The 17,677-nt window shown below is 50.6% G+C and carries 18 protein-coding genes and 1 pseudogene; all 19 read right to left on the minus strand.

The window, feature by feature from the left end; translation table 11 throughout:
* Nucleotides 1–211 (minus strand): annotated as a pseudogene (locus B2067_RS02410) (hypothetical protein); the annotation flags it as partial.
* A 12-nt stretch (nt 212–223) separates the two neighbouring features.
* Complete coding sequence (fliM, locus tag B2067_RS02415; RefSeq protein ID WP_068442311.1) at nt 224–1,192, minus strand: flagellar motor switch protein FliM; 969 nt, start codon at nt 1,190–1,192, stop codon at nt 224–226.
* Between the two features lie 9 nt (nt 1,193–1,201).
* A complete protein-coding gene (locus tag B2067_RS02420) occupies nt 1,202–1,732 on the minus strand; it encodes a flagellar basal body-associated FliL family protein (RefSeq protein WP_068442309.1) in 531 nt (176 codons plus the stop codon).
* Nucleotides 1,733–1,972: 240 nt separating this feature from the next.
* The gene (locus B2067_RS02425; protein WP_068442308.1) at nt 1,973–3,349 is read right to left on the minus strand and encodes a flagellar hook-length control protein FliK; all 1,377 of its coding nucleotides are present in this window, start codon (nt 3,347–3,349) and stop codon (nt 1,973–1,975) included.
* Nucleotides 3,350–3,427: 78 nt separating this feature from the next.
* Nucleotides 3,428–3,754, minus strand: a complete 327-nt coding sequence (locus tag B2067_RS02430; protein ID WP_068442304.1) for an Hpt domain-containing protein — start codon at nt 3,752–3,754, stop codon at nt 3,428–3,430.
* A complete protein-coding gene (locus tag B2067_RS02435; protein WP_301387330.1) occupies nt 3,751–5,457 on the minus strand; it encodes an ATP-binding SpoIIE family protein phosphatase in 1,707 nt (568 codons plus the stop codon). Before B2067_RS02435 ends, B2067_RS02430 begins: the two co-directional genes overlap by 4 nt.
* A gap of 9 nt (nt 5,458–5,466) precedes the next feature.
* Entirely contained in the window at nt 5,467–5,769 is a 303-nt protein-coding gene (locus B2067_RS02440; RefSeq protein WP_297532860.1) for an STAS domain-containing protein, read from the minus strand.
* Between the two features lie 59 nt (nt 5,770–5,828).
* Nucleotides 5,829–6,875 (minus strand): protein-glutamate methylesterase/protein-glutamine glutaminase, encoded by a 1,047-nt coding sequence (locus B2067_RS02445; RefSeq protein WP_068442300.1) that lies wholly within the window; start codon nt 6,873–6,875, stop codon nt 5,829–5,831.
* A gap of 11 nt (nt 6,876–6,886) precedes the next feature.
* Nucleotides 6,887–7,531, minus strand: coding sequence for a chemoreceptor glutamine deamidase CheD (gene cheD, locus B2067_RS02450; RefSeq protein ID WP_076514929.1), 645 nt, complete (start codon nt 7,529–7,531; stop codon nt 6,887–6,889).
* An 11-nt stretch (nt 7,532–7,542) separates the two neighbouring features.
* A complete protein-coding gene (locus B2067_RS02455; RefSeq protein ID WP_297532856.1) occupies nt 7,543–8,391 on the minus strand; it encodes a CheR family methyltransferase in 849 nt (282 codons plus the stop codon).
* 6 nt (nt 8,392–8,397) lie between these two features.
* Nucleotides 8,398–11,145 (minus strand): methyl-accepting chemotaxis protein, encoded by a 2,748-nt coding sequence (locus B2067_RS02460; RefSeq protein WP_301378887.1) that lies wholly within the window; start codon nt 11,143–11,145, stop codon nt 8,398–8,400.
* A 43-nt stretch (nt 11,146–11,188) separates the two neighbouring features.
* Nucleotides 11,189–11,710: a chemotaxis protein CheW gene (locus tag B2067_RS02465; RefSeq protein WP_301387331.1), complete on the minus strand. Its 522-nt coding sequence runs from the start codon at nt 11,708–11,710 to the stop codon at nt 11,189–11,191.
* Nucleotides 11,711–11,718: 8 nt separating this feature from the next.
* The gene (locus B2067_RS02470; RefSeq protein WP_301378885.1) at nt 11,719–13,800 is read right to left on the minus strand and encodes a chemotaxis protein CheA; all 2,082 of its coding nucleotides are present in this window, start codon (nt 13,798–13,800) and stop codon (nt 11,719–11,721) included.
* A 4-nt stretch (nt 13,801–13,804) separates the two neighbouring features.
* On the minus strand, nt 13,805–14,167 hold the full coding sequence (locus B2067_RS02475) for a response regulator (RefSeq protein WP_068436128.1): 363 nt from the start codon (nt 14,165–14,167) through the stop codon (nt 13,805–13,807).
* 29 nt (nt 14,168–14,196) lie between these two features.
* Nucleotides 14,197–14,478 carry an STAS domain-containing protein gene (locus B2067_RS02480; RefSeq protein ID WP_301378883.1) on the minus strand — a complete coding sequence of 94 codons (282 nt, stop codon included), beginning with the start codon at nt 14,476–14,478 and terminating at the stop codon, nt 14,197–14,199.
* 129 nt (nt 14,479–14,607) lie between these two features.
* Nucleotides 14,608–15,048, minus strand: coding sequence for a flagellar export protein FliJ (fliJ, locus tag B2067_RS02485; RefSeq protein ID WP_076514934.1), 441 nt, complete (start codon nt 15,046–15,048; stop codon nt 14,608–14,610).
* Nucleotides 15,045–16,370 carry a flagellar protein export ATPase FliI gene (gene fliI, locus B2067_RS02490; protein ID WP_301387332.1) on the minus strand — a complete coding sequence of 442 codons (1,326 nt, stop codon included), beginning with the start codon at nt 16,368–16,370 and terminating at the stop codon, nt 15,045–15,047. Before fliI ends, fliJ begins: the two co-directional genes overlap by 4 nt.
* Nucleotides 16,345–17,478: a FliH/SctL family protein gene (locus tag B2067_RS02495; protein WP_301387333.1), complete on the minus strand. Its 1,134-nt coding sequence runs from the start codon at nt 17,476–17,478 to the stop codon at nt 16,345–16,347. Before B2067_RS02495 ends, fliI begins: the two co-directional genes overlap by 26 nt.
* A gap of 3 nt (nt 17,479–17,481) precedes the next feature.
* The coding region (locus B2067_RS02500) for a FliG C-terminal domain-containing protein (protein ID WP_301387334.1) at nt 17,482–17,677 on the minus strand (196 nt) is incomplete at its 5' end.

Consider the following 17,677-nt stretch of genomic DNA (forward strand, 5'->3'; position numbering starts at 1 on the left):
CAGGCTCTGGTTCAGGTTCTTCTTCATCTGTTTCTCCCGCTTCTTCCATGGCAGCGGCCCACTCATCGGCCAGCGCCTGATCATCTTCTTCACCTTCCGCTGCACTTTCCTCGCCGCTGGCCTCTTCAATACCACCCGCTACTTCATCAGCAAGTTTCTGAGGATCTAATTCTTCTTCGGGTGACTGATCCTGATCTTTTTCGTCACTCATAACCTGCTCCTGTCAGCGTTTTCTGTGAGAAATCTGTTCTTTAATTTTGACAGCCAGATTCTCATTGGATATGCCCATTTTCCCGGTAAAGATTGGAATGCCATTCGCTTCCAACACAAAGTCTTCGGGGATTTCAATCGGTATGACATCGCCGGTTTTTAATGCGGCAACTTCTCGTAGTGTAATGTCGCGCTGCGCCAGTGTTCCGTGTATTTCGACGGGAGCCTCGAGGATGTCCTCACGCAGCGACTGCTGCCAACGTTCATCAACGTCGTCCACGTCACTCTGGAAACCAGCGTCCAGAACCTCGCGCATCGGTTCAATCATCGAATAAGGGATAGTCAGGTGGAGGTCACCACCACCGCCATCAAGCTCAATATGGAAGGTACTGACAACTACGACTTCGCTTGGACTGACGATATTGGCCATGGCTGGATTTACTTCCGAACCCACGTATTCAAATTCCACAGGAATCACCGGCGACCAGGCTTCCATCATGTCGTTGAATACCTGCGTCAGAATCAACTGAACAACCCGAACCTCTGTCGGCGTAAATTCACGCCCTTCAATCTTTGCATGACGCCCATCGCCGCCAAAAAAGTTATCCACCAGTTTGAAAACCAGCTTGGCATCGAGAATAAATAGTGCCGTACCACGCAAGGGACGCATTTTCACCAGATTCAGACTGGTAGGTACATACAGAGTGTGTATGTACTCACCAAATTTCATTATCTGCACACCGCCGGAAGCAACATCAGCGCTACGACGCAGAAAATTAAACATGCTAATGCGGGTGTAACGTGCAAATCGCTCATTGATCATTTCCAGCGTTGGCATACGTCCGCGGACGATGCGGTCGTTGCTGGTGAGATCGTAGGATTTGATTCCGGCCGCATCGACCTCTTCTTCGGGGCCAATGTCGCCGTCGTCTACACCATGCAATAAGGCATCAATTTCATCTTGCGACAGTAAATCCTGCACACTTAATTCCTACTGCATTACAAAGTTGGTAAACAGCACAGCTTCGACACCGTCAGAGCCTGCTTCCCGTTCCATCATTTCCGTGATAGCGCTTTTCAACGCATTTTGCAGAGCAACCCGTCCTTCGGCTGTTCGTAATTTCGCGAACTCCTGGCGGCTGACGATATTGATCACCTCGTTTCTCACCATGGGTTCATGTAACTCAAGAGCATCAACGATCGACTGCTGACGCGTCATTATTTCGATGCTTGCCTGTACATATCTCTGACGCGTACCGACCTGGAAGCTGATGACAAATTCTGGTTTCAGTTTGACGTACACCGCAGGAATTTCAGGCTCTTCAACGACCTCTTCGACCACTTCTTCGTCTGTAACCTCTTCCTCTTCTCCACCGAGTAAGAAGAAGGCTGCTGCACCGCCGCCCGCCAGTAAGACGATCAGAACAATGGCGATGATGATGATGAGCTTTTTCTTACCACCACCCGACTGTTCTTCTTCACCTTCCTGACCTTCCAGCTTGAGGTCCTGTTCTTTTGCCATTCGGAATCTCCTGTATGAAGTCAAATTTGCAAAGCTTGTGCCACGTTTTTTCGCCAAAAAAATGACATCAAAACTCTACGATAAGTCTGACTTCAGTGTAGAAGTAAAATGATGGGGTAGCCGATGGAATTGGCTAATCAAACTGAGGATGCGAACGAGCTAACGAGCCGAAGTCTCAGTCAACGAAGTGATAGGGGAATATCAGGCCTGAAGTAAAGACTACAGGCCTGAGTAATCTGACTAAGCGAATGTATCCAGTAGAGAATCAGGGGCCGGTGTATGAGCCTGATTTATGCCGACTACCTCCTCCCCTTCAGCGCCAGATCCGCCAGCAAAACCCGCATTTGAGCCGTCAGAGTTATCAGAAGCACCGTCCCTTCCTTGACCACCACTGTCGGCAGAAACACTGAACTCACTCAACTCAATACCCTCAGCAGCAAGTGCATCCCGCAGCCGCTGGGCGCTGTTGTCGAGTACATCTTTCACCTGGTGACTCTGTGCAGACACCTGGACACTGGCTTGATCGTTCTGTACCTGCATACGGATTTCGAGGCTGCCCAACTCAGGAGGGTCAAGCTGAATACGCGCCTGCTGAACATCGTTCGCGACCATAGTCACCAAGCGAGCACCTAACGCTGGCGTCCACTCCCTACGGTCCTGCCCAAATTCCAGTTTCTCCCGGAACTGGCGCTGGAGCTTCTGCTCAAAACCTTCCTCAAAACTGTAGTCTTCTGAGACGAGTTCTTCGGTTGGGCTCTCTGCATTAATCATGTCTGCATTAGCGGCGGCAGCGGTCGTCGCTGCGGCTGGCTGAGACTGAACCGTTGCAGGCGTTACAGAGGCTTGTGCCGTCGATGACCCTCCCTGACTGTTCAGCATACTCTCTCTAAAACCGGACGTTTCCAGGCGCGTATCATCGGCAGTGACTGGTTTAAATACGTCACTGACCAGTTCACTCTCGGCTTCTTCTGGAACGGGTTCAGCGCCATTAGCAGTCGCGGCGGCAAGTTGCGGCTTACCTGAGATTCTCTGATCACTCTGCTGGCGCATCTCGCCAGAGTTCTGGCTGCGTATCGCATTCGCCATCGGCGAGACAGTCGCGGCCGCAAGCGGTGAAGCAGTATCTGTCACACGATCCGAAGGCGTGGCTAGTGTAACATTAGCCGATGCATCAAGATCAGCACCGTCAAAGTCTTCAGCTATATGACCGCCTGACGCCACTTCTGTATCGGCGTAACGCACTGAAATGTCTTTTCCTTTCTGAATCTGAGCCATCAGGGTGTCGCCCATCAGCTCCTGGCCTGATGTATCAACAGGCTCACCAGTAGAGAGAAGCGAGAGGCTTTCCCCCGACAATGCGGTGTCCTTGTCGCCTGATAAACCGAGCGGCAAGTCCAGCGGCAGATTTTGCCCCTCTGAGATTGCCGCCAGGGCCGAAGGTATGCCGCCAGTTTTTTCTGTATCCAGCGGTTGAAGCTGCATCTCATCAAGCAAACTTGAAAAGTCACTCAGGCCAGAGGCCCCGTCACCACTGAGTTTCAGGTCCTGAAAGTCGATATTTCCGCCAAGCGACATCAGTAGTGACGCCATCGGGCTGTTTGGAAGAGAAGGGTTCATCCCGGTCTCCTGTTATCTGGGTTACCGGGGATATCGCAAAAGATGGGCCAGTTTTATGATTGAATAGACTTCAGGAAATCAAACAAGAGCGCTCAATTGTTGACGCACCTGCTGGTAAGACTGCTCCAGCGCATCTATCGCACCAGGGAGTTGGTCCAGAGCACCATCAATCGCCATTTTTTCTACAGTATATGCCTGCTCTGCGAAATCAACCGCGCAAACATTGCTGCTAGCGCCTTTAAGACTATGCACAGTCATGCGGAGGCTTTCACAATCCCCCTCACTCAGTGCCTTACGCATCGCAGGGAAGCGTCTGTCACTATCACGGATATACAGTTCAATAAGAGGCTGAAACTCCTCCTCCATGATGTCCTTAAGCATGTTCAGCGACTCAAGATCAATCATGTCGCCTGCTCCAGTGGCCAATGAATGACTACAGATACTTCGTTACCTTTGCCGCGATACTCAATCGAATCGCAGATGCTTTCAATAAGCGGGATACCCCTTCCCGAGTAATTATTCCCGCTACCTTCCACTCTGTTATGGCCCTTGTAATCAAAACCATCACCGCTATCTTCCAGGGTCAGTGTCAGAGTACCGCTATCACCCACTCCGGTATGATGCATATTAATACGGACGAAACCTTCCTCAAGCTCAGCCACACGCTTCTCTCTCTGACGGTAATATTCCATAAACCCATCTGGAGATTGCTTCATTGAAGAGTGTAGCCCTAATACGCCGTGCTCAAAGGCGTTAGAGAATAGCTCAGCAACAACAGTGTACAACTGCCCGCCAATCGCCCGTAACCCCGGAACCTCCATCATAATGTGATTCATCAACGGTACTGGATTAAACGACTTCAGGGTCGAAGCTTCAAGGCGGTATTCCATACTCCAGTCACGCGGCCCCTGGGATATCCCGGCTTTTGTGACCGCGCTTTCCTTATCTTCGCGAAGTGCATCATCCATGACCACTTCGATCAGTGTAGTGTCATCATCCTGCTCCGAACCGTCAACAAACTCATCTACTGCGCGCTGAATATCATCATAGACATCGCTGGCATGAGCCGAATCGCGTACAACATTTATCAGCCTTTCCTGCCCAAACATTTCGCCCTCGGAATTACGCGCTTCAATAATTCCGTCCGACCAGAGAAACAAACGATCACCGTTCGCCATTGGGAATTCAGTCATCTGATCATTGAACTTGTCGGCAGACATCACACCGAGAGGTAGATGGCGAGAAGACAATGTCTCGATCATCTCACCATCGTTGCGCAGCAGGTAGCAGTCCGGAACGCCTCCCATCCAGACGCTGGCTGCCTGCCGATCAGGTGCCAGATCAACGGCAGCGGCACAGCAGAAGAACCCCACCGGAAGAATGCTTTTAAGCTTCTGATTAATCTCTCGGAGTACCTCACGCAGACCGAAACCTTTTGCGGTCATACCGTAAAAAATATCAGCCATGGGCATAGCGCCAATCGCAGCAGGAAGTCCGTGCCCGGTGAAATCTCCGAGTAACACATGCATGCCGCCACCCGGCTTACGCGCTGCAAGTAGTACGTCACCATTAAACACAGCTAACGGAGAAAGCTCATAACGGATATTCGGGGATGTCAGGCAACCTGCGTGCGCTACGTTATCGTATACCGCTTTAGCGACCCGCTGTTCCTGCAGCATGTGCCGGTTAACCCGCGCGATTTCATCACGCTGATTAAGCAATGTTCTATGCATTTCGGACATGCGGTGATACGAATCGATTTTCGCCTGAAGCACAACATGGTTGTATGGTTTAGTGAGAAAGTCATCGCCACCTGATTCGAGACAGTCGGCAAGACTCTGGGCATCCGACAGCGACGTCAGGAAAATCACCGGAACGAAATCTTCTTCGGCTATGGATTTGATCTGGCGGGTGGCCTCTTTTCCGTTGAGGCCGGGCATCATTACGTCCATCAAAACAATATCAGGGCGATGCTCCGTGAAGATATCTACCGCTTCAAATCCATTTGTTGCTTCTATTACTTCGTTTCCCTGGTTGCGGACTACTCGCGATAACACCTTGCGGTCAACGCTGTTATCGTCCGCGATCAGGACCTTATAAGCGGTCATGATTACCTGTTACTGAATTGTGAAAAGTTGCTCGAAGTTAGAGATTGCCAAGATCTTACGAACATCGTCATTACAGTTCGTAATTGATATTTCAGAGTGGTCTCCACCCGCGTGGTCGCGCAGAAGAAGCAGCATACCCAACGCGGAACTGTCGAGGTAAGTAGCGCCGCCCAGATCGACAATGTATTTCCGCACCTGCGCTGCACTTTCATACGCATCGCGAAACTCCTGATGAGCGCTGAAGTCAAAACGTCCGTCAACCTGAATAACCAGTTCCTGGCCGTTACCCGCCAATGATGCACGTACAGACATGCGACTATCTCCTGAAATAAATCTCGTACATTAGGTTTAGCACAAGCCACAAAAAGTGGTCATAACAATCGTGCTTTTTTAATCATTTCTGACGCAATTCCTGTCAAAGGAATCAGTTCGTCAACCGCACCCAGCTCATACGCTGATTTAGGCATCCCCCAAACAACGGAAGAGGCTTCATCCTGGGCCATCGTCAGCGCACCAGCGTCATGAAGACGCTTCATGGCAACTGCTCCGTCGGCGCCCATACCCGTCAGCATCACAGCCACCAGGCGCTTACCACCCGCAACCTGTAGCAGTGAATCAAACATTGCCTCTACCGAGGGTTTATGCAGATTCTGTTTCGGCCCATCGTCCACGATGGTAAACAGCTGATCACCTTTCCGCCTGAAGCGAAGATGACGCCCGCCCTGAGCAATGATCACGCGACCTGGAGTTACCTCAAGATCATTCCTGGCTTCGAGTACTTCCATCGGATAGCGGTTATCCAGACGCTTCGCCAGCGAGGCACTGAAGACTTCAGGAATATGCTGACTGATCACTATCGGTGGACAGTTAACGGGTAGTGACGAGAGAACCTCTGAGATTGCTTCTGTACCACCTGTTGATGATCCCACGGCAATAATGCGTTTGTAGTTATCGTTCGTTTCACGCGTCACGACTCGTGTCGCTTTCTGGCTTCTTGTCGTTTCAACTGCAACGACACGCGCCTGCGAAGCAATCCGGACTTTATCGCACAGTGCTTCTGCAAATTCGTAAAACTCGTCAGGGCTATGTGCTTTAGGCTTACAGATGTAATCAACTGCGCCCATTTCAAGCGCCTCAAGTGTTTCAGGTGCACCCTTTTCGGTGAGGGTCGATACCATCACTACCGGCATTGGTCGAAGGCGCATCAGGTTGCTGAGAAACTGCAACCCATCCATTCTCGGCATCTCAATATCAAGCGTAATGACATCCGGATTCAACTGTTTAATTTTGTCGCGTGCGATCAATGGGTCGCTGGCTACTCCGACAACATCGATGTCCTCGGTGCTGTCAAACACTTCACGAAGCATTTTTCTGATGAGAGCGGAATCATCAATGATCAATACCTTAATTTTACTCATACAACTCCCCCTCAAAAGAGATCAATACCGCTGTCTCCCTGCTCCATATCTTCCATCTTAACTTTGCGGCTGTATTCGGTTTCACGTTTCATCAATGTATCGTTCTTAACGTTAGAAATACGACGCATCTTGACCGAGCCTGTATCGGGGAAATACAAAACCTTGCGGGCGTACACATCGCCAACATCTGCGCTGGCAATCTCAAGCCCTTCGTTGTGCAGGTAGTTATACACAAATAAAATATTGCGCTGACCAATATCACTCATAGACGCAATCATCTGGCCGCCACCGAATAGCTTCACTTCAAGGTTCTGTCGTCGCCCACCGCGCTTGAGTATTTCGTTGATCAGAAATTCCATCGCCCAGGTACCGTAACGTGAGTTCTGAGTCACCGGGTTGGACCCCCAGACATCACTGGAGTGCTCACTCTGCTCCGGAAGCATAAAGTGGTTCATTCCGCCGATTCCCAGCTTACGATCACGAATACACGCTGAGACACAAGACCCTAAAACGGTCGCAATCATCTCTCCTTGTGTCGAAACGTATAGTTCACCGGGAAGAATTTTGGCGGCCCAGGTGTTGTGAACCCCGTCCCAGTATCGCGCGACATGCTCAAAACCACTGAGAGGTTTCGGTTCGGGTGGGCGCTGATGCATAGGCAGATCCCTTAGTAAATTTTCTGGTATATGGTATTACCCAGCGACTTGAAGCGGTCTGTAAGACCGTTCAGTGATTCTGAGTGACCTATGATCAGATAGCCCCCTACCGGTAGATAATCAGCATAGCGATTGAACAGGGTTTTCTGAGTTTCTCGATTGAAATAAATCACGACATTACGGCAAAAAATAACGTCGAATTTGCCTTTCATTGGCCAACCTTCCAGGAGGTTCAGACGTTTAAAATGCACGAGATCACGTATGCTCTTTCTCACGCGGACCTGGTTACCAGTCCGGTTCTTTTCAAAGAATTTTTCGACAGCATCATCTGGCACAGACATCAGACTGTCTGCAGAGTAGACTCCCTCAGCGCCCGTACTGACGACGTTAGAATCCAGATCAGTCGCCAGGATTTTCACGTCAAACGCTGAAGCCATATGCGCTTCAGCCAGAGTGAAGGCGATGGTGTACGCCTCTTGTCCGATGGAACAACCAGAAGACCAGATTCTCACCTTCTTATCTGATTTTTTCTTCAATTCCGGAATGACCGTATCTCTTAAGAAATCAAAGTGATGCGACTCCCGGTAAAAAGACGTCAGATTGGTTGTAATTAAGTTGATGAAATTAGTCGATTCATCCCGAAAGTTGTCTTTCAGGTACTCCAGATAATCAGCAAAGTTCCGGTACCCCGTCTGACGCAGCCTGCGAGCGATACGTCCATACACCATATTTGCTTTATGACGGCCCAGAACAATCCCTGTATGCTTAAGAGCAAGAGCGGCGATTTCGTCAAAATCGCGCTCTGTCATTAAAAACTCTTTGTCGGCTAACAGTGGCTTATCAGACACATGTGCGTTCATACCTGATCAAAACTCTTCCCAGTCGTCGTCAAAGTTACTCACCGACAATCCCCCCTGGTCGGCAGCTGACGCAGATGGAGCAGGTGCCACCTTTGGAGCAGCAGCTGGAGCAGGTGCTGCCGCAACGGGTGCATCCATCGACATAGACCCGGAGGCGAAAGATGCATCAACTGTGAAGAATTCCATTAACTGGGTCATTCCCTGAGCCTGACCGGCCATGGCCTCACCCGCCGCCGTTGCCTGCTCAACCAGAGCAGCGTTCTGCTGCGTCATTTCATCCATCTGGGCAACCGCGCTGTTCACCTGATCAATACCCGCAGACTGCTCAGCAGCCGCAGTACTGATTTCCTGGATCATAGCTGATACACGATCAACTGCGCCGATAATTTCATTCAGGGTTTTACCCGATGCATTCACCAGAGACGTCCCTGCTTCAACCTTATCCACACTGTCGCGGATCAGATCCTTGATCTCTTTCGCAGCACCAGCTGAGCGCTGAGCCAGATTCCGGACTTCACCTGCCACAACCGCAAATCCACGGCCCTGCTCACCTGCACGCGCCGCCTCTACAGCAGCATTCAATGCCAGCAGATTCGTCTGGAAGGCGATTTCATCAATCACACCGATAATGTCTGAGATCTTCTTACTGGCCTGATTAATTTCATCCATCGCAGTGACGGCTTTCTCGACAACCTCACCACCTTCTTCGGCTTTGTTCTTCGCAGAACTTGCCAGCTCATTGGCATGTACCGAGTTTTCACTGGTCTGCTTCACTGCACTAGTCATTTCTTCCATACTGGAAGCCGTTTCTTCCAGGCTGGATGCCTGCGACTCAGTACGCTTACTCAGATCCGCATTGCCCTGAGCGATTTCACTGGCACCGGTAGCAACGGTCGATGCAGACTCACGGATACGGGTCATTATTTCAGTCAGGCGCTCAACCGTTGAGTTGGCGTCCTGCTTGAGCTTGCCAAATGACCCCATGTAATCAGTTTCGATTTTGCGGGTCAGATTGCCATGCGCCAGTGCATCAAAGATACGCACGGTGTCATTAACCACGTCATCGGCAATACCAAGAAGGCGGTTAAGCCCTTCTGCCAGACCAAGGAAGAAACCTTGTTTACCGATCGTATCGATACGACGGGACAGATCACCGCCTGCGGCTGCCTCAACAATGGCATCGATTTCACGCTCAGCGCGGACTTCGATAGTTCGGTCAGTCCACTCAACCACCGTCCCCAAACGCTCATTACTGTCGTTAATAATTGGGTTAGCGATCAACGCATAGTGACGGCCGCCGACTTCAATCTGAGTTTTATAGGTCTGTGTTAAGGCGGCCAGCATAGAGCGCTGATGCGCAGGGTTCTTATGGAATGTATCGATATTCGCGCCCATTAAGGCCGAGGCATTAAATGAAGGCAGATCTTTACGCAGATCCGCTTCAGAATTCTTCATCATATTTTCAACGGCTTCGTTCATATAGATGATGTTGCCGTCAGTGTCCGCAATCATGGCATTCGTGCTGACAGAGTCGAGAGCCTGGCGTACCCGAAGGTTCTCGTCTGAAATACGCTTTTCTTCTTCCCGAGCCTTGAGAATATCGGTCATATCAACCCACTCAACCACGGTGCCGATGCGATTACCATCTGCGTCGTACCATGGCGATGCGGTCAGATCGAACTTAACATCATCGAATGAAAGCTGGGTTTCAATGGGCTTATCAAGAGCCTTAAGAATGCCACGCTGATGCGACGGCTTTTTATGAAAGCTATCGACGTTAGTGCCGATTAACTCCGACACTTTGAAGTTACTGAGATGCTTCTGGATATCTGCTTCGCGATTCTGAAGCATTTTAACCATCTCATCGTTCATATAAACGATATTGAGATCATTATCTGCCATCATCACGGTTGCCTGGCACAACTTCAGTGCGCTGGCAATCTGTGCATTTTTCTCGTTCAGCGCAGCCCTGGCTTTCTGCTCGGTGATGTCTGAGGCAAATTTCACGACTTTAACAACATCCCCATCATCATTAAGGATGGGGTTATAAGTCGCCTGAATCCAGACAGAGGTGCCATCTTTCGCAACACGCTCAAATTCATCGGCACTGAACTCACCTTGGCCAAGCTTCTTCCAGAATTCTGCGTATTCAGGGCTGTTTGCATACTCTGGTTTTACGAACATGCGATGATGCTTCCCCTGAATCTCACTAAGCTGATAACCCAAGGTATTCAGGAAATTATCGTTCGCGGTCAGGATCTCACCCTCTGGCGTAAACTCAATCATGGCCTGGGCACGACTGATGGCTTCTACTTTGCCCGCGTAATCAATATTCCGACGTTTCTGCTCTGTAATGTCGGTTGCGTACTTAATAACCTTCACCACTTTGCCGGTTTCATCAAAGATTGGGTTATACGTCGCCTGAATCCAGATACTCTCGCCTGCTTTGTTAAAGCGCTCAAACTCCGCCGTCTGAAAATCTCCGCGTGCCAGAGAATTCCAGAAGGCCGCGTATTCTGGCGTTTTAGCGTACTTAGCCGACACAAAAATACTGTGGTGCTGGCCTTGTATTTCTTCCAGACGGTAGCCCATCGCATCCAGAAAATTCTGATTTGCTGTGACAATCGTTCCGTCCGGCTTAAATTCGATAGAAGCCTGACTTTTCTCAATCGCAGCCAGCTTCCCTTCCATTTCACGGATTTTATTAGGGTCGATGGCTGCGCCACCGGAAATGATATTGCGGAAAAAGCTCATAGTTACCTTCCTGTACCTTCTTCAGGCAAATACCTTACGGCAGTTAATCTTCATCAATAGAATAAGGAGTTGCAGCCATACCCATGCGTAGCATCAGTAGCTCTTCTACATCGAGCAGAATGACCATCTTCTCGTTCACGTTCACCAGACCTTTAATAAAATCTGAGTTGTCGTCCTCCGTCAGTTCTGGAGGTCGACGGGTGTCTTCGTCGGCAATGGTATAAACATCGGATACAGCATCGACAACAATACCCATCACGCGCTCACCGTTGTCGCTTTCAAATTTCAGAATAATGACCACAGTCGTTGCGGTATAATCTGCCTCGTCCAGCCCGAATCTCAGGCGCAAATCCATGATAGGGACGATGGTTCCACGCAGATTGATCACACCCCGAATATACGATGGCGCATTAGGTATGAGTGTTGGCTCTTCCCAGCCACGAATTTCCTGTACTGCCAGAATATCTACACCGTACTCTTCACCTGACATGATGAACGTCAGGTATTGCTGCTCGTCACCGATGTCACCTTCAGGCAAAACTATCTCTTTCTTAAGCTCTTCCATCCCGGACCTCATGCAGCTCGTTCAGAGCGGTTCTGGTTTCGTTTAACAGGAACAATATTTTTACCGATACTGGAAATGTCGATAATTAAAGCAACGGTTCCATCACCCAGAATTGTGGCGCCCGAAATACCGGACACTTTCTGATAATTCTGTTCAAGACTCTTAATAACAACCTGCTGCTGGCCCAGAAGATCATCGACCACGATGCCGATTTTTTCGTTATCGCCTTCAACAACCACCAGCATCATTTCATCGACAACATCTTTGTCATCACGCAGACCAAAGATCTGGTCGAGTCTTACAATCGGAATATATTCATCACGCAACTGCATGACGTACTGGCTGCCAGTGACATGATTCAGTGAAGACCTGTGAATCTGGATGGATTCAACAATCGATACCAGCGGGAAGATATACGTTTCTTCACAGACCTTAACGAGTTGTCCATCGAGAATGGCGAGTGTCAGTGGTAAGCGAATAATGAAGGTAGAACCCACGTTACGCTGAGACTTGACTTCAATACTGCCATTCAGCGCCTGGATATTCCTACGTACCACATCCATACCAACACCACGGCCAGAAATATCGCTCACCGCTTCTGCTGTTGAGAACCCTGGCAGGAAAATAAGGTTGTGTATTTCCTCTGGAGTAAGGCTGTTATTCTCTGGTACCAGACCTTTTTCGATCGCTTTTTTCAGAATCCGGTCTTCGTTCAGGCCAGCGCCGTCATCCGCGACTTCAATAACGATATTTCCGCCCTGGTGGTACGCATTCAGGGTGATGGTACCCTCTTCAGATTTACCGGCAGCGATACGCTTTTCTGTTGTCTCAAGTCCGTGATCCATTGAGTTACGAACGAGGTGTACGAGAGGATCGTTGATTTTTTCCATCACCGTTTTGTCTAGTTCAGTCTGCTCGCCGATGGTTTCGAGAATCACTTTCTTACCGAGCTGACCACCCAGATCCCGCACCAGGCGCGGGAAGCGACTGAAGGCAAAACTGATCGGCATCATGCGTATTTTCATGACGCTTTCCTGCAGTTCGCGCGTATTCTGTTCCAGCTGAGACAAGCCTTCCTGCAGTTTTGCAAGGCGGCTCAGATCAAAGTCCTGTCCAAGCTGACCCAGCATCGACTGGGTAATCACCAACTCACCGACCATATTGATCAGGCTGTCTACTTTATCGATAGACACACGGATCGATGAGCTTTCGGCGGCCTTCTTCGGAGCTTTTGCCGGCTTCGCGGATTTCTGAGCCTCAGCCACAACCGCAGTTTTTTCAGGTGACGCAACTGCGGCTGCCTCAGGTAATTGTCCAGCAGCAGGTGTTCCGGTAGCATCTACAGCACTACTCTCTGCTTCTACTTCGGAAGTACCCACCAACGGCGAGTACGTCAGATCACACTCGTCTTCTACCCATTCAAAAATCGCTTTAATATCATCGAGTGGAACTGAAGTAGTGACTTTAATCTGCCAGTTCATGACACACTCTTCCGGTGCCAGACTGCTCAGTTCAGGGACGCTGTCTATATCGGCAGTGACTTCAAAATTGTCTTCCCCGACCAGTTCGCGTAATTCACGGAACATACGGAAGGGTTCGTTACCCGTCATCAGAAGGTCGGTATGCGGTTGAACGTCAATCAACCAGCCGCCATCTTTTTCATCAGGCTCTGAAGCAGCCTCTTCTGGAGCGCTTTCCTGCTCCATGCCGAGAATAACTTCAAATTCTTTACGGAGTTCTGCCGGTCGCTCTGTCTCTGGATCGTTACCTTCCTGCATATCGGATAACATGCCGCGCAGGCAATCGACCGACTGCAAAAACAGGTCGACATAGCGAGGCTCCATAGAGCGCTTTCCGGAGCGTATTTCATCCAGTAAGGTTTCGAGAACGTGAGTGAACTCGGACACCGGCATAAAACCGAATGTGCCGGCACCACCTTTAATGGAATGAGCGGCACGGAAGATATTGTTAACGGTTTCGTCATCAACATCTGCCGGGTCCATATCCAGCAGCTCACTTTCCATTATGTCGAGGCCTTCGAAACTTTCTTCGAAAAACACCTGATGGAATTGCGACAGATCGACACTCATGTGCTTACCCCAGAACGCGCTTGATCGTACTCAGCAATTGATCCGGATTAAACGGCTTCACAATCCAGCCGGTAGCACCAGCCTGTTTACCCTGCATTTTCATGTCACCTGCGGATTCGGTGGTGAGCATTAACATTGGAGTAAACTTGTAGTTATCGAGTTGACGAAGGTTCTTAACCAACTCAATGCCATTCATATTTGGCATATTTACGTCAGTCAGCACCAGGTCAAAGCTCTCAGTTTTAGCGATTTCTAGCGCCTCCACACCGTCAGTCGCTTCGCGTACGTCAAAGCCCGCACCTTTCAGTGTGAAGCTCACCATCTGACGCATGGATGCCGAATCATCGACCGCTAAAATACTCGTCATAGGAGTACTCCCTCTTAGTAAACGAATAATTAATCTGGCAGGTTTATCGCCTGCTTGAGGCCAAGGTAGCCCGTTATCTCCCGGATATTGTCAGAGACCGCATGCCATTGAATGCTGTTTCCCGTAGTTTCCAGTGTTTTTCGGAGGCTGATCAGAAGCTGGTAACCCGCTGTATCCGAGTACTGCACTTCACTGCCATCAAGAACAACATCCCCTCCCGCCTGAACAGCAGTTTCAAGCTTCTCCAGGAGCGCTTCAGCCTGATCAATGCTCAGACGACTACCGCAGTTAACTGGGCTGGTGTCGGTCATGGTTTCATTCCGGTCATGGACATGACCTTAAGATTAGTAGGCAATCTGTGAGCTGCCACACGATGTGTCGTTTTTTTTGTAGATCAATGAATGAAGGTATGAAAGTCAAGAAATATAGGATTTGGATAATCAGCGACGACGGTTTGCCCACTCGTCCGCTTCACGCTGCTCAGCACGACTGATAGACAGCTTATGTTCTTCTTCGAGCTTATCGATCATACTTTCCATCGCATCGGCTTTATGATGAACCTCTAAATAGGCGTCCCGTGCACGCTGACTGAGTGCCTCAAGTTCCTTGAGTTGGTTGTCCTGCTGCGCCAGAGCAGTTTCTATCTGACCAATAAATTCGAGAGAGTTGTGTATTTGTCCGGCAGCAACACTCTGGTCAGCTGGGCTGGTAATCTGGCGTCGATATTCCTGAGCGTACGTGTCCAGCTGCGTTCGTTTGTCTTTTTCGGCGGTCAGACGCTGCTCAATATCGCCCCAGCGCTGCAGCGCTTCTTTTTCTTCTCTTCGCTTAAGGTTAAGCACTACGGCTAATCGTTTGGAGCGGGGGTGCTGATAGGTCACTTATCGGTACCGGGGAAGAGATCGTTGAGCGCCTTACGGCTGTTCGCGATATCGGCGCCTTCCGTTAGTCCCTGTCTGAGCATTGCTTTGATCTGCGGCATACGATCAATAGCAACATCCAATACCTGATCCGTACCGGCCTGATACGCTCCCACAGCCACAAGATCCTGATTCTGACGGTAGTGTGCCATCAGACGCCGACACAGTTGCGCCTGCTGTAGCCAGGCCTCATCAACAACCTGCGGCATCACACGGCTGACCGACGCCTCGACATCAATGGCCGGATAATGACCTTCTTCTGCCAGCTTTCTTGAGAGAACAATATGGCCATCCAGAATCGCCCGACTGGCGTCGGCAATCGGGTCCTGCATATCGTCGCCTTCACTCAGTACGGTATAAAAGGCCGTAATAGAACCACCGCCCTGCTGCCCATTACCCGTACGCTCGACCAGCTTTGGAAGCTTATTAAATACTGACGGCGGGTAGCCTTTCGTGGCTGGCGGTTCACCCACAGCCAGAGCGATCTCACGCTGCGCCTGTGCATAGCGCGTTAATGAATCCATCAACATAAGAACGTTAAGTCCCTGATCGCGAAAGAATTCAGCGACCGAGGTCGTGTACATGGCAGCTCTCAGGCGCATTAAAGGTGAATCATCGGCAGGAGATGCAATCACAACGGCACGCTTCAGGCCCTCCGGCCCGAGAATCTCGTCGATAAATTCTTTGACTTCACGGCCACGCTCACCAATCAGACCAACCACGACGACATCGGCGTTAGTGAAGCGCGTCATCATACCGAGGAGCACACTTTTACCGACACCCGAACCCGCAAACAAACCGATACGCTGTCCGCGTCCTACTGTCAGCATGGAATTAATGGCGCGAATACCAACATCGAGCGTTTCACGAATAGGGGCGCGGTGCAGCGGGTTAATATAGCGACCCTGAAGATTTCCGGATTCGGTATTGAGAAGCGGGCCATCAAGGTCCAATGGTCGACCGGCACCGTCAACGACCCGTCCCAGAAGAGAGAATCCAACCGGCACATCCGCACTGCCCTGCAATGGCCAGACACGTGCGCCGGGACGCAGCCCATCCACCTGTTCAATCGGCATCAGGAAAATACGCTGTCCATCGAAACCGACAACTTCTGCCTCAACATCACCGCCGCCCGGACGCTCTACCCGACAACGATCTCCTGTACGGACATCGATACCGATAGCCTCAAGCGTAAGGCCGACCATGCGTACAAGACGACCGGATGTACGCGGTTGGTATACAGCCTCGGGGGCGATATCACGCCAGCGGCTGCTCAGAGTCATCGTCTGATTCCTCCGTCGTCGTATCCTGACTTGTGTCTGGTTCTATGTTTTGTTCTGTGCTCTGTTCTAAACCTGAACCGTTTTCAGTTTCAGGGGGCTCAGCTTCGACAGGCTGCTCAGCTTCGGACTGCTGAGTTTCGGACTGCTGAGTTTCAGACTTCAGAGCTTCTGATGTTGATGCCTCCGGCTGCTGAACGTCGTCCTGAGTGGCCTCTTCAGTGTCATCGTAGGCACTCAGTTCATCATCAGCGCCAGTATCCTCGGGTACATCAACCAGAGCAGACTCACCGGAAGAGTCGTCAGGGTATCCATCCGACGCCGTCAGTAATTTATTCGCCAGTGCGACGATTGTTTGCTGAAGGCTTTCGCTGACTGAATATTCAACGAGGGTATTTTCACTTTCAACACGGCACTCACCCGCATTCAACGCCTTATCGACGAGCAGTTTGCTCGCCGCGGAATGCGATGCCAGCAGTTCAGAATCGGCTTCGGATACGTAAACCTTCGCCAGTGTCTCGCCCGAAGGCAAAGCAGCAATGGCCTTGTCGACAAACTGCGCGATGCTGTCGGCTCCGGAATTCAATTCGTGCTCAAGCACCTGTTCGGCGAGCCGGGTAAGAAGCATCAGCATGACTTCCGGCAGTTCGGCGTCACGCTCTTTTAATGCTGCGGTCAGCGTTGCATTAATCTGACGCAGACGCTGCGCCTCGTCAGTGACTTCCTGACTGCCTAACGCTTTACCTTCCTGAAAGCCCGCGGTCGAACCTTCTTTTTTACCAGCATCAAAGCCTTGAGCATGACCATCCTCCTGCCCTTCGGCGAAGCCAGCATCGTAGCCGTCTTTATGCCCCTGCTGGCGTCCTTCAACCAGGCCTTGCTCTAAACCCGCGTTGTAGGCCTCACGACGAATCGATTCTAGTTCTTCGGCGGTCGGGAAATCAGGTGGGGAGTCGTCGACAGATTCTGCATCCAGCTCCTCTGCCTCCGGATCGGGCTCACGCTCAACGGTGTGAACCGGAGGCTCAGTCCAGAAAGGGAGGCGCCACGGGCGCGCCTCTTCCGCACTTTCAGCGGGAATTGGCGCGTCACGTTTCTTCAGTTCGGTCATGGGTTACACCATGGCCTCACCACCACCGCCCAGCATAATCTCACCGGCATCAGCCAGACGACGGGCAATGGTAAGAATCTCTTTCTGAGCGCCTTCAACGTCACTGAGTTTAACCGGCCCTTTCGCATCCAGGTCATCACGCAACAGCTCGGCAGCACGCTTCGACATGTTCTTGAAAATCTTTTCCTGAACGCCCGGA

The organism is Thalassolituus sp. UBA2590 (assembly GCF_002339775.1).
Lineage (GTDB): Bacteria > Pseudomonadota > Gammaproteobacteria > Pseudomonadales > Oceanobacteraceae > Thalassolituus.

What these genes read in the sequence shown, in the direction of transcription:
- B2067_RS02420 (WP_068442309.1), bottom strand. Translation starts at nt 1,732, where the DNA reads ATGGCAAAAGAACAGGACCTCAAGCTGGAAGGTCAGGAAGGTGAAGAA.
- B2067_RS02425 (WP_068442308.1), bottom strand. Translation starts at nt 3,349, where the DNA reads ATGAACCCTTCTCTTCCAAACAGCCCGATGGCGTCACTACTGATGTCG.
- B2067_RS02430 (WP_068442304.1), bottom strand. Translation starts at nt 3,754, where the DNA reads ATGATTGATCTTGAGTCGCTGAACATGCTTAAGGACATCATGGAGGAG.
- B2067_RS02435 (WP_301387330.1), bottom strand. Translation starts at nt 5,457, where the DNA reads ATGACCGCTTATAAGGTCCTGATCGCGGACGATAACAGCGTTGACCGC.
- B2067_RS02440 (WP_297532860.1), bottom strand. Translation starts at nt 5,769, where the DNA reads ATGTCTGTACGTGCATCATTGGCGGGTAACGGCCAGGAACTGGTTATT.
- B2067_RS02445 (WP_068442300.1), bottom strand. Translation starts at nt 6,875, where the DNA reads ATGAGTAAAATTAAGGTATTGATCATTGATGATTCCGCTCTCATCAGA.
- cheD (WP_076514929.1), bottom strand. Translation starts at nt 7,531, where the DNA reads ATGCATCAGCGCCCACCCGAACCGAAACCTCTCAGTGGTTTTGAGCAT.
- B2067_RS02455 (WP_297532856.1), bottom strand. Translation starts at nt 8,391, where the DNA reads ATGAACGCACATGTGTCTGATAAGCCACTGTTAGCCGACAAAGAGTTT.
- B2067_RS02460 (WP_301378887.1), bottom strand. Translation starts at nt 11,145, where the DNA reads ATGAGCTTTTTCCGCAATATCATTTCCGGTGGCGCAGCCATCGACCCT.
- B2067_RS02465 (WP_301387331.1), bottom strand. Translation starts at nt 11,710, where the DNA reads ATGGAAGAGCTTAAGAAAGAGATAGTTTTGCCTGAAGGTGACATCGGT.
- B2067_RS02470 (WP_301378885.1), bottom strand. Translation starts at nt 13,800, where the DNA reads ATGAGTGTCGATCTGTCGCAATTCCATCAGGTGTTTTTCGAAGAAAGT.
- B2067_RS02475 (WP_068436128.1), bottom strand. Translation starts at nt 14,167, where the DNA reads ATGACGAGTATTTTAGCGGTCGATGATTCGGCATCCATGCGTCAGATG.
- B2067_RS02480 (WP_301378883.1), bottom strand. Translation starts at nt 14,478, where the DNA reads ATGACCGACACCAGCCCAGTTAACTGCGGTAGTCGTCTGAGCATTGAT.
- fliI (WP_301387332.1), bottom strand. Translation starts at nt 16,370, where the DNA reads ATGACTCTGAGCAGCCGCTGGCGTGATATCGCCCCCGAGGCTGTATAC.
- B2067_RS02495 (WP_301387333.1), bottom strand. Translation starts at nt 17,478, where the DNA reads ATGACCGAACTGAAGAAACGTGACGCGCCAATTCCCGCTGAAAGTGCG.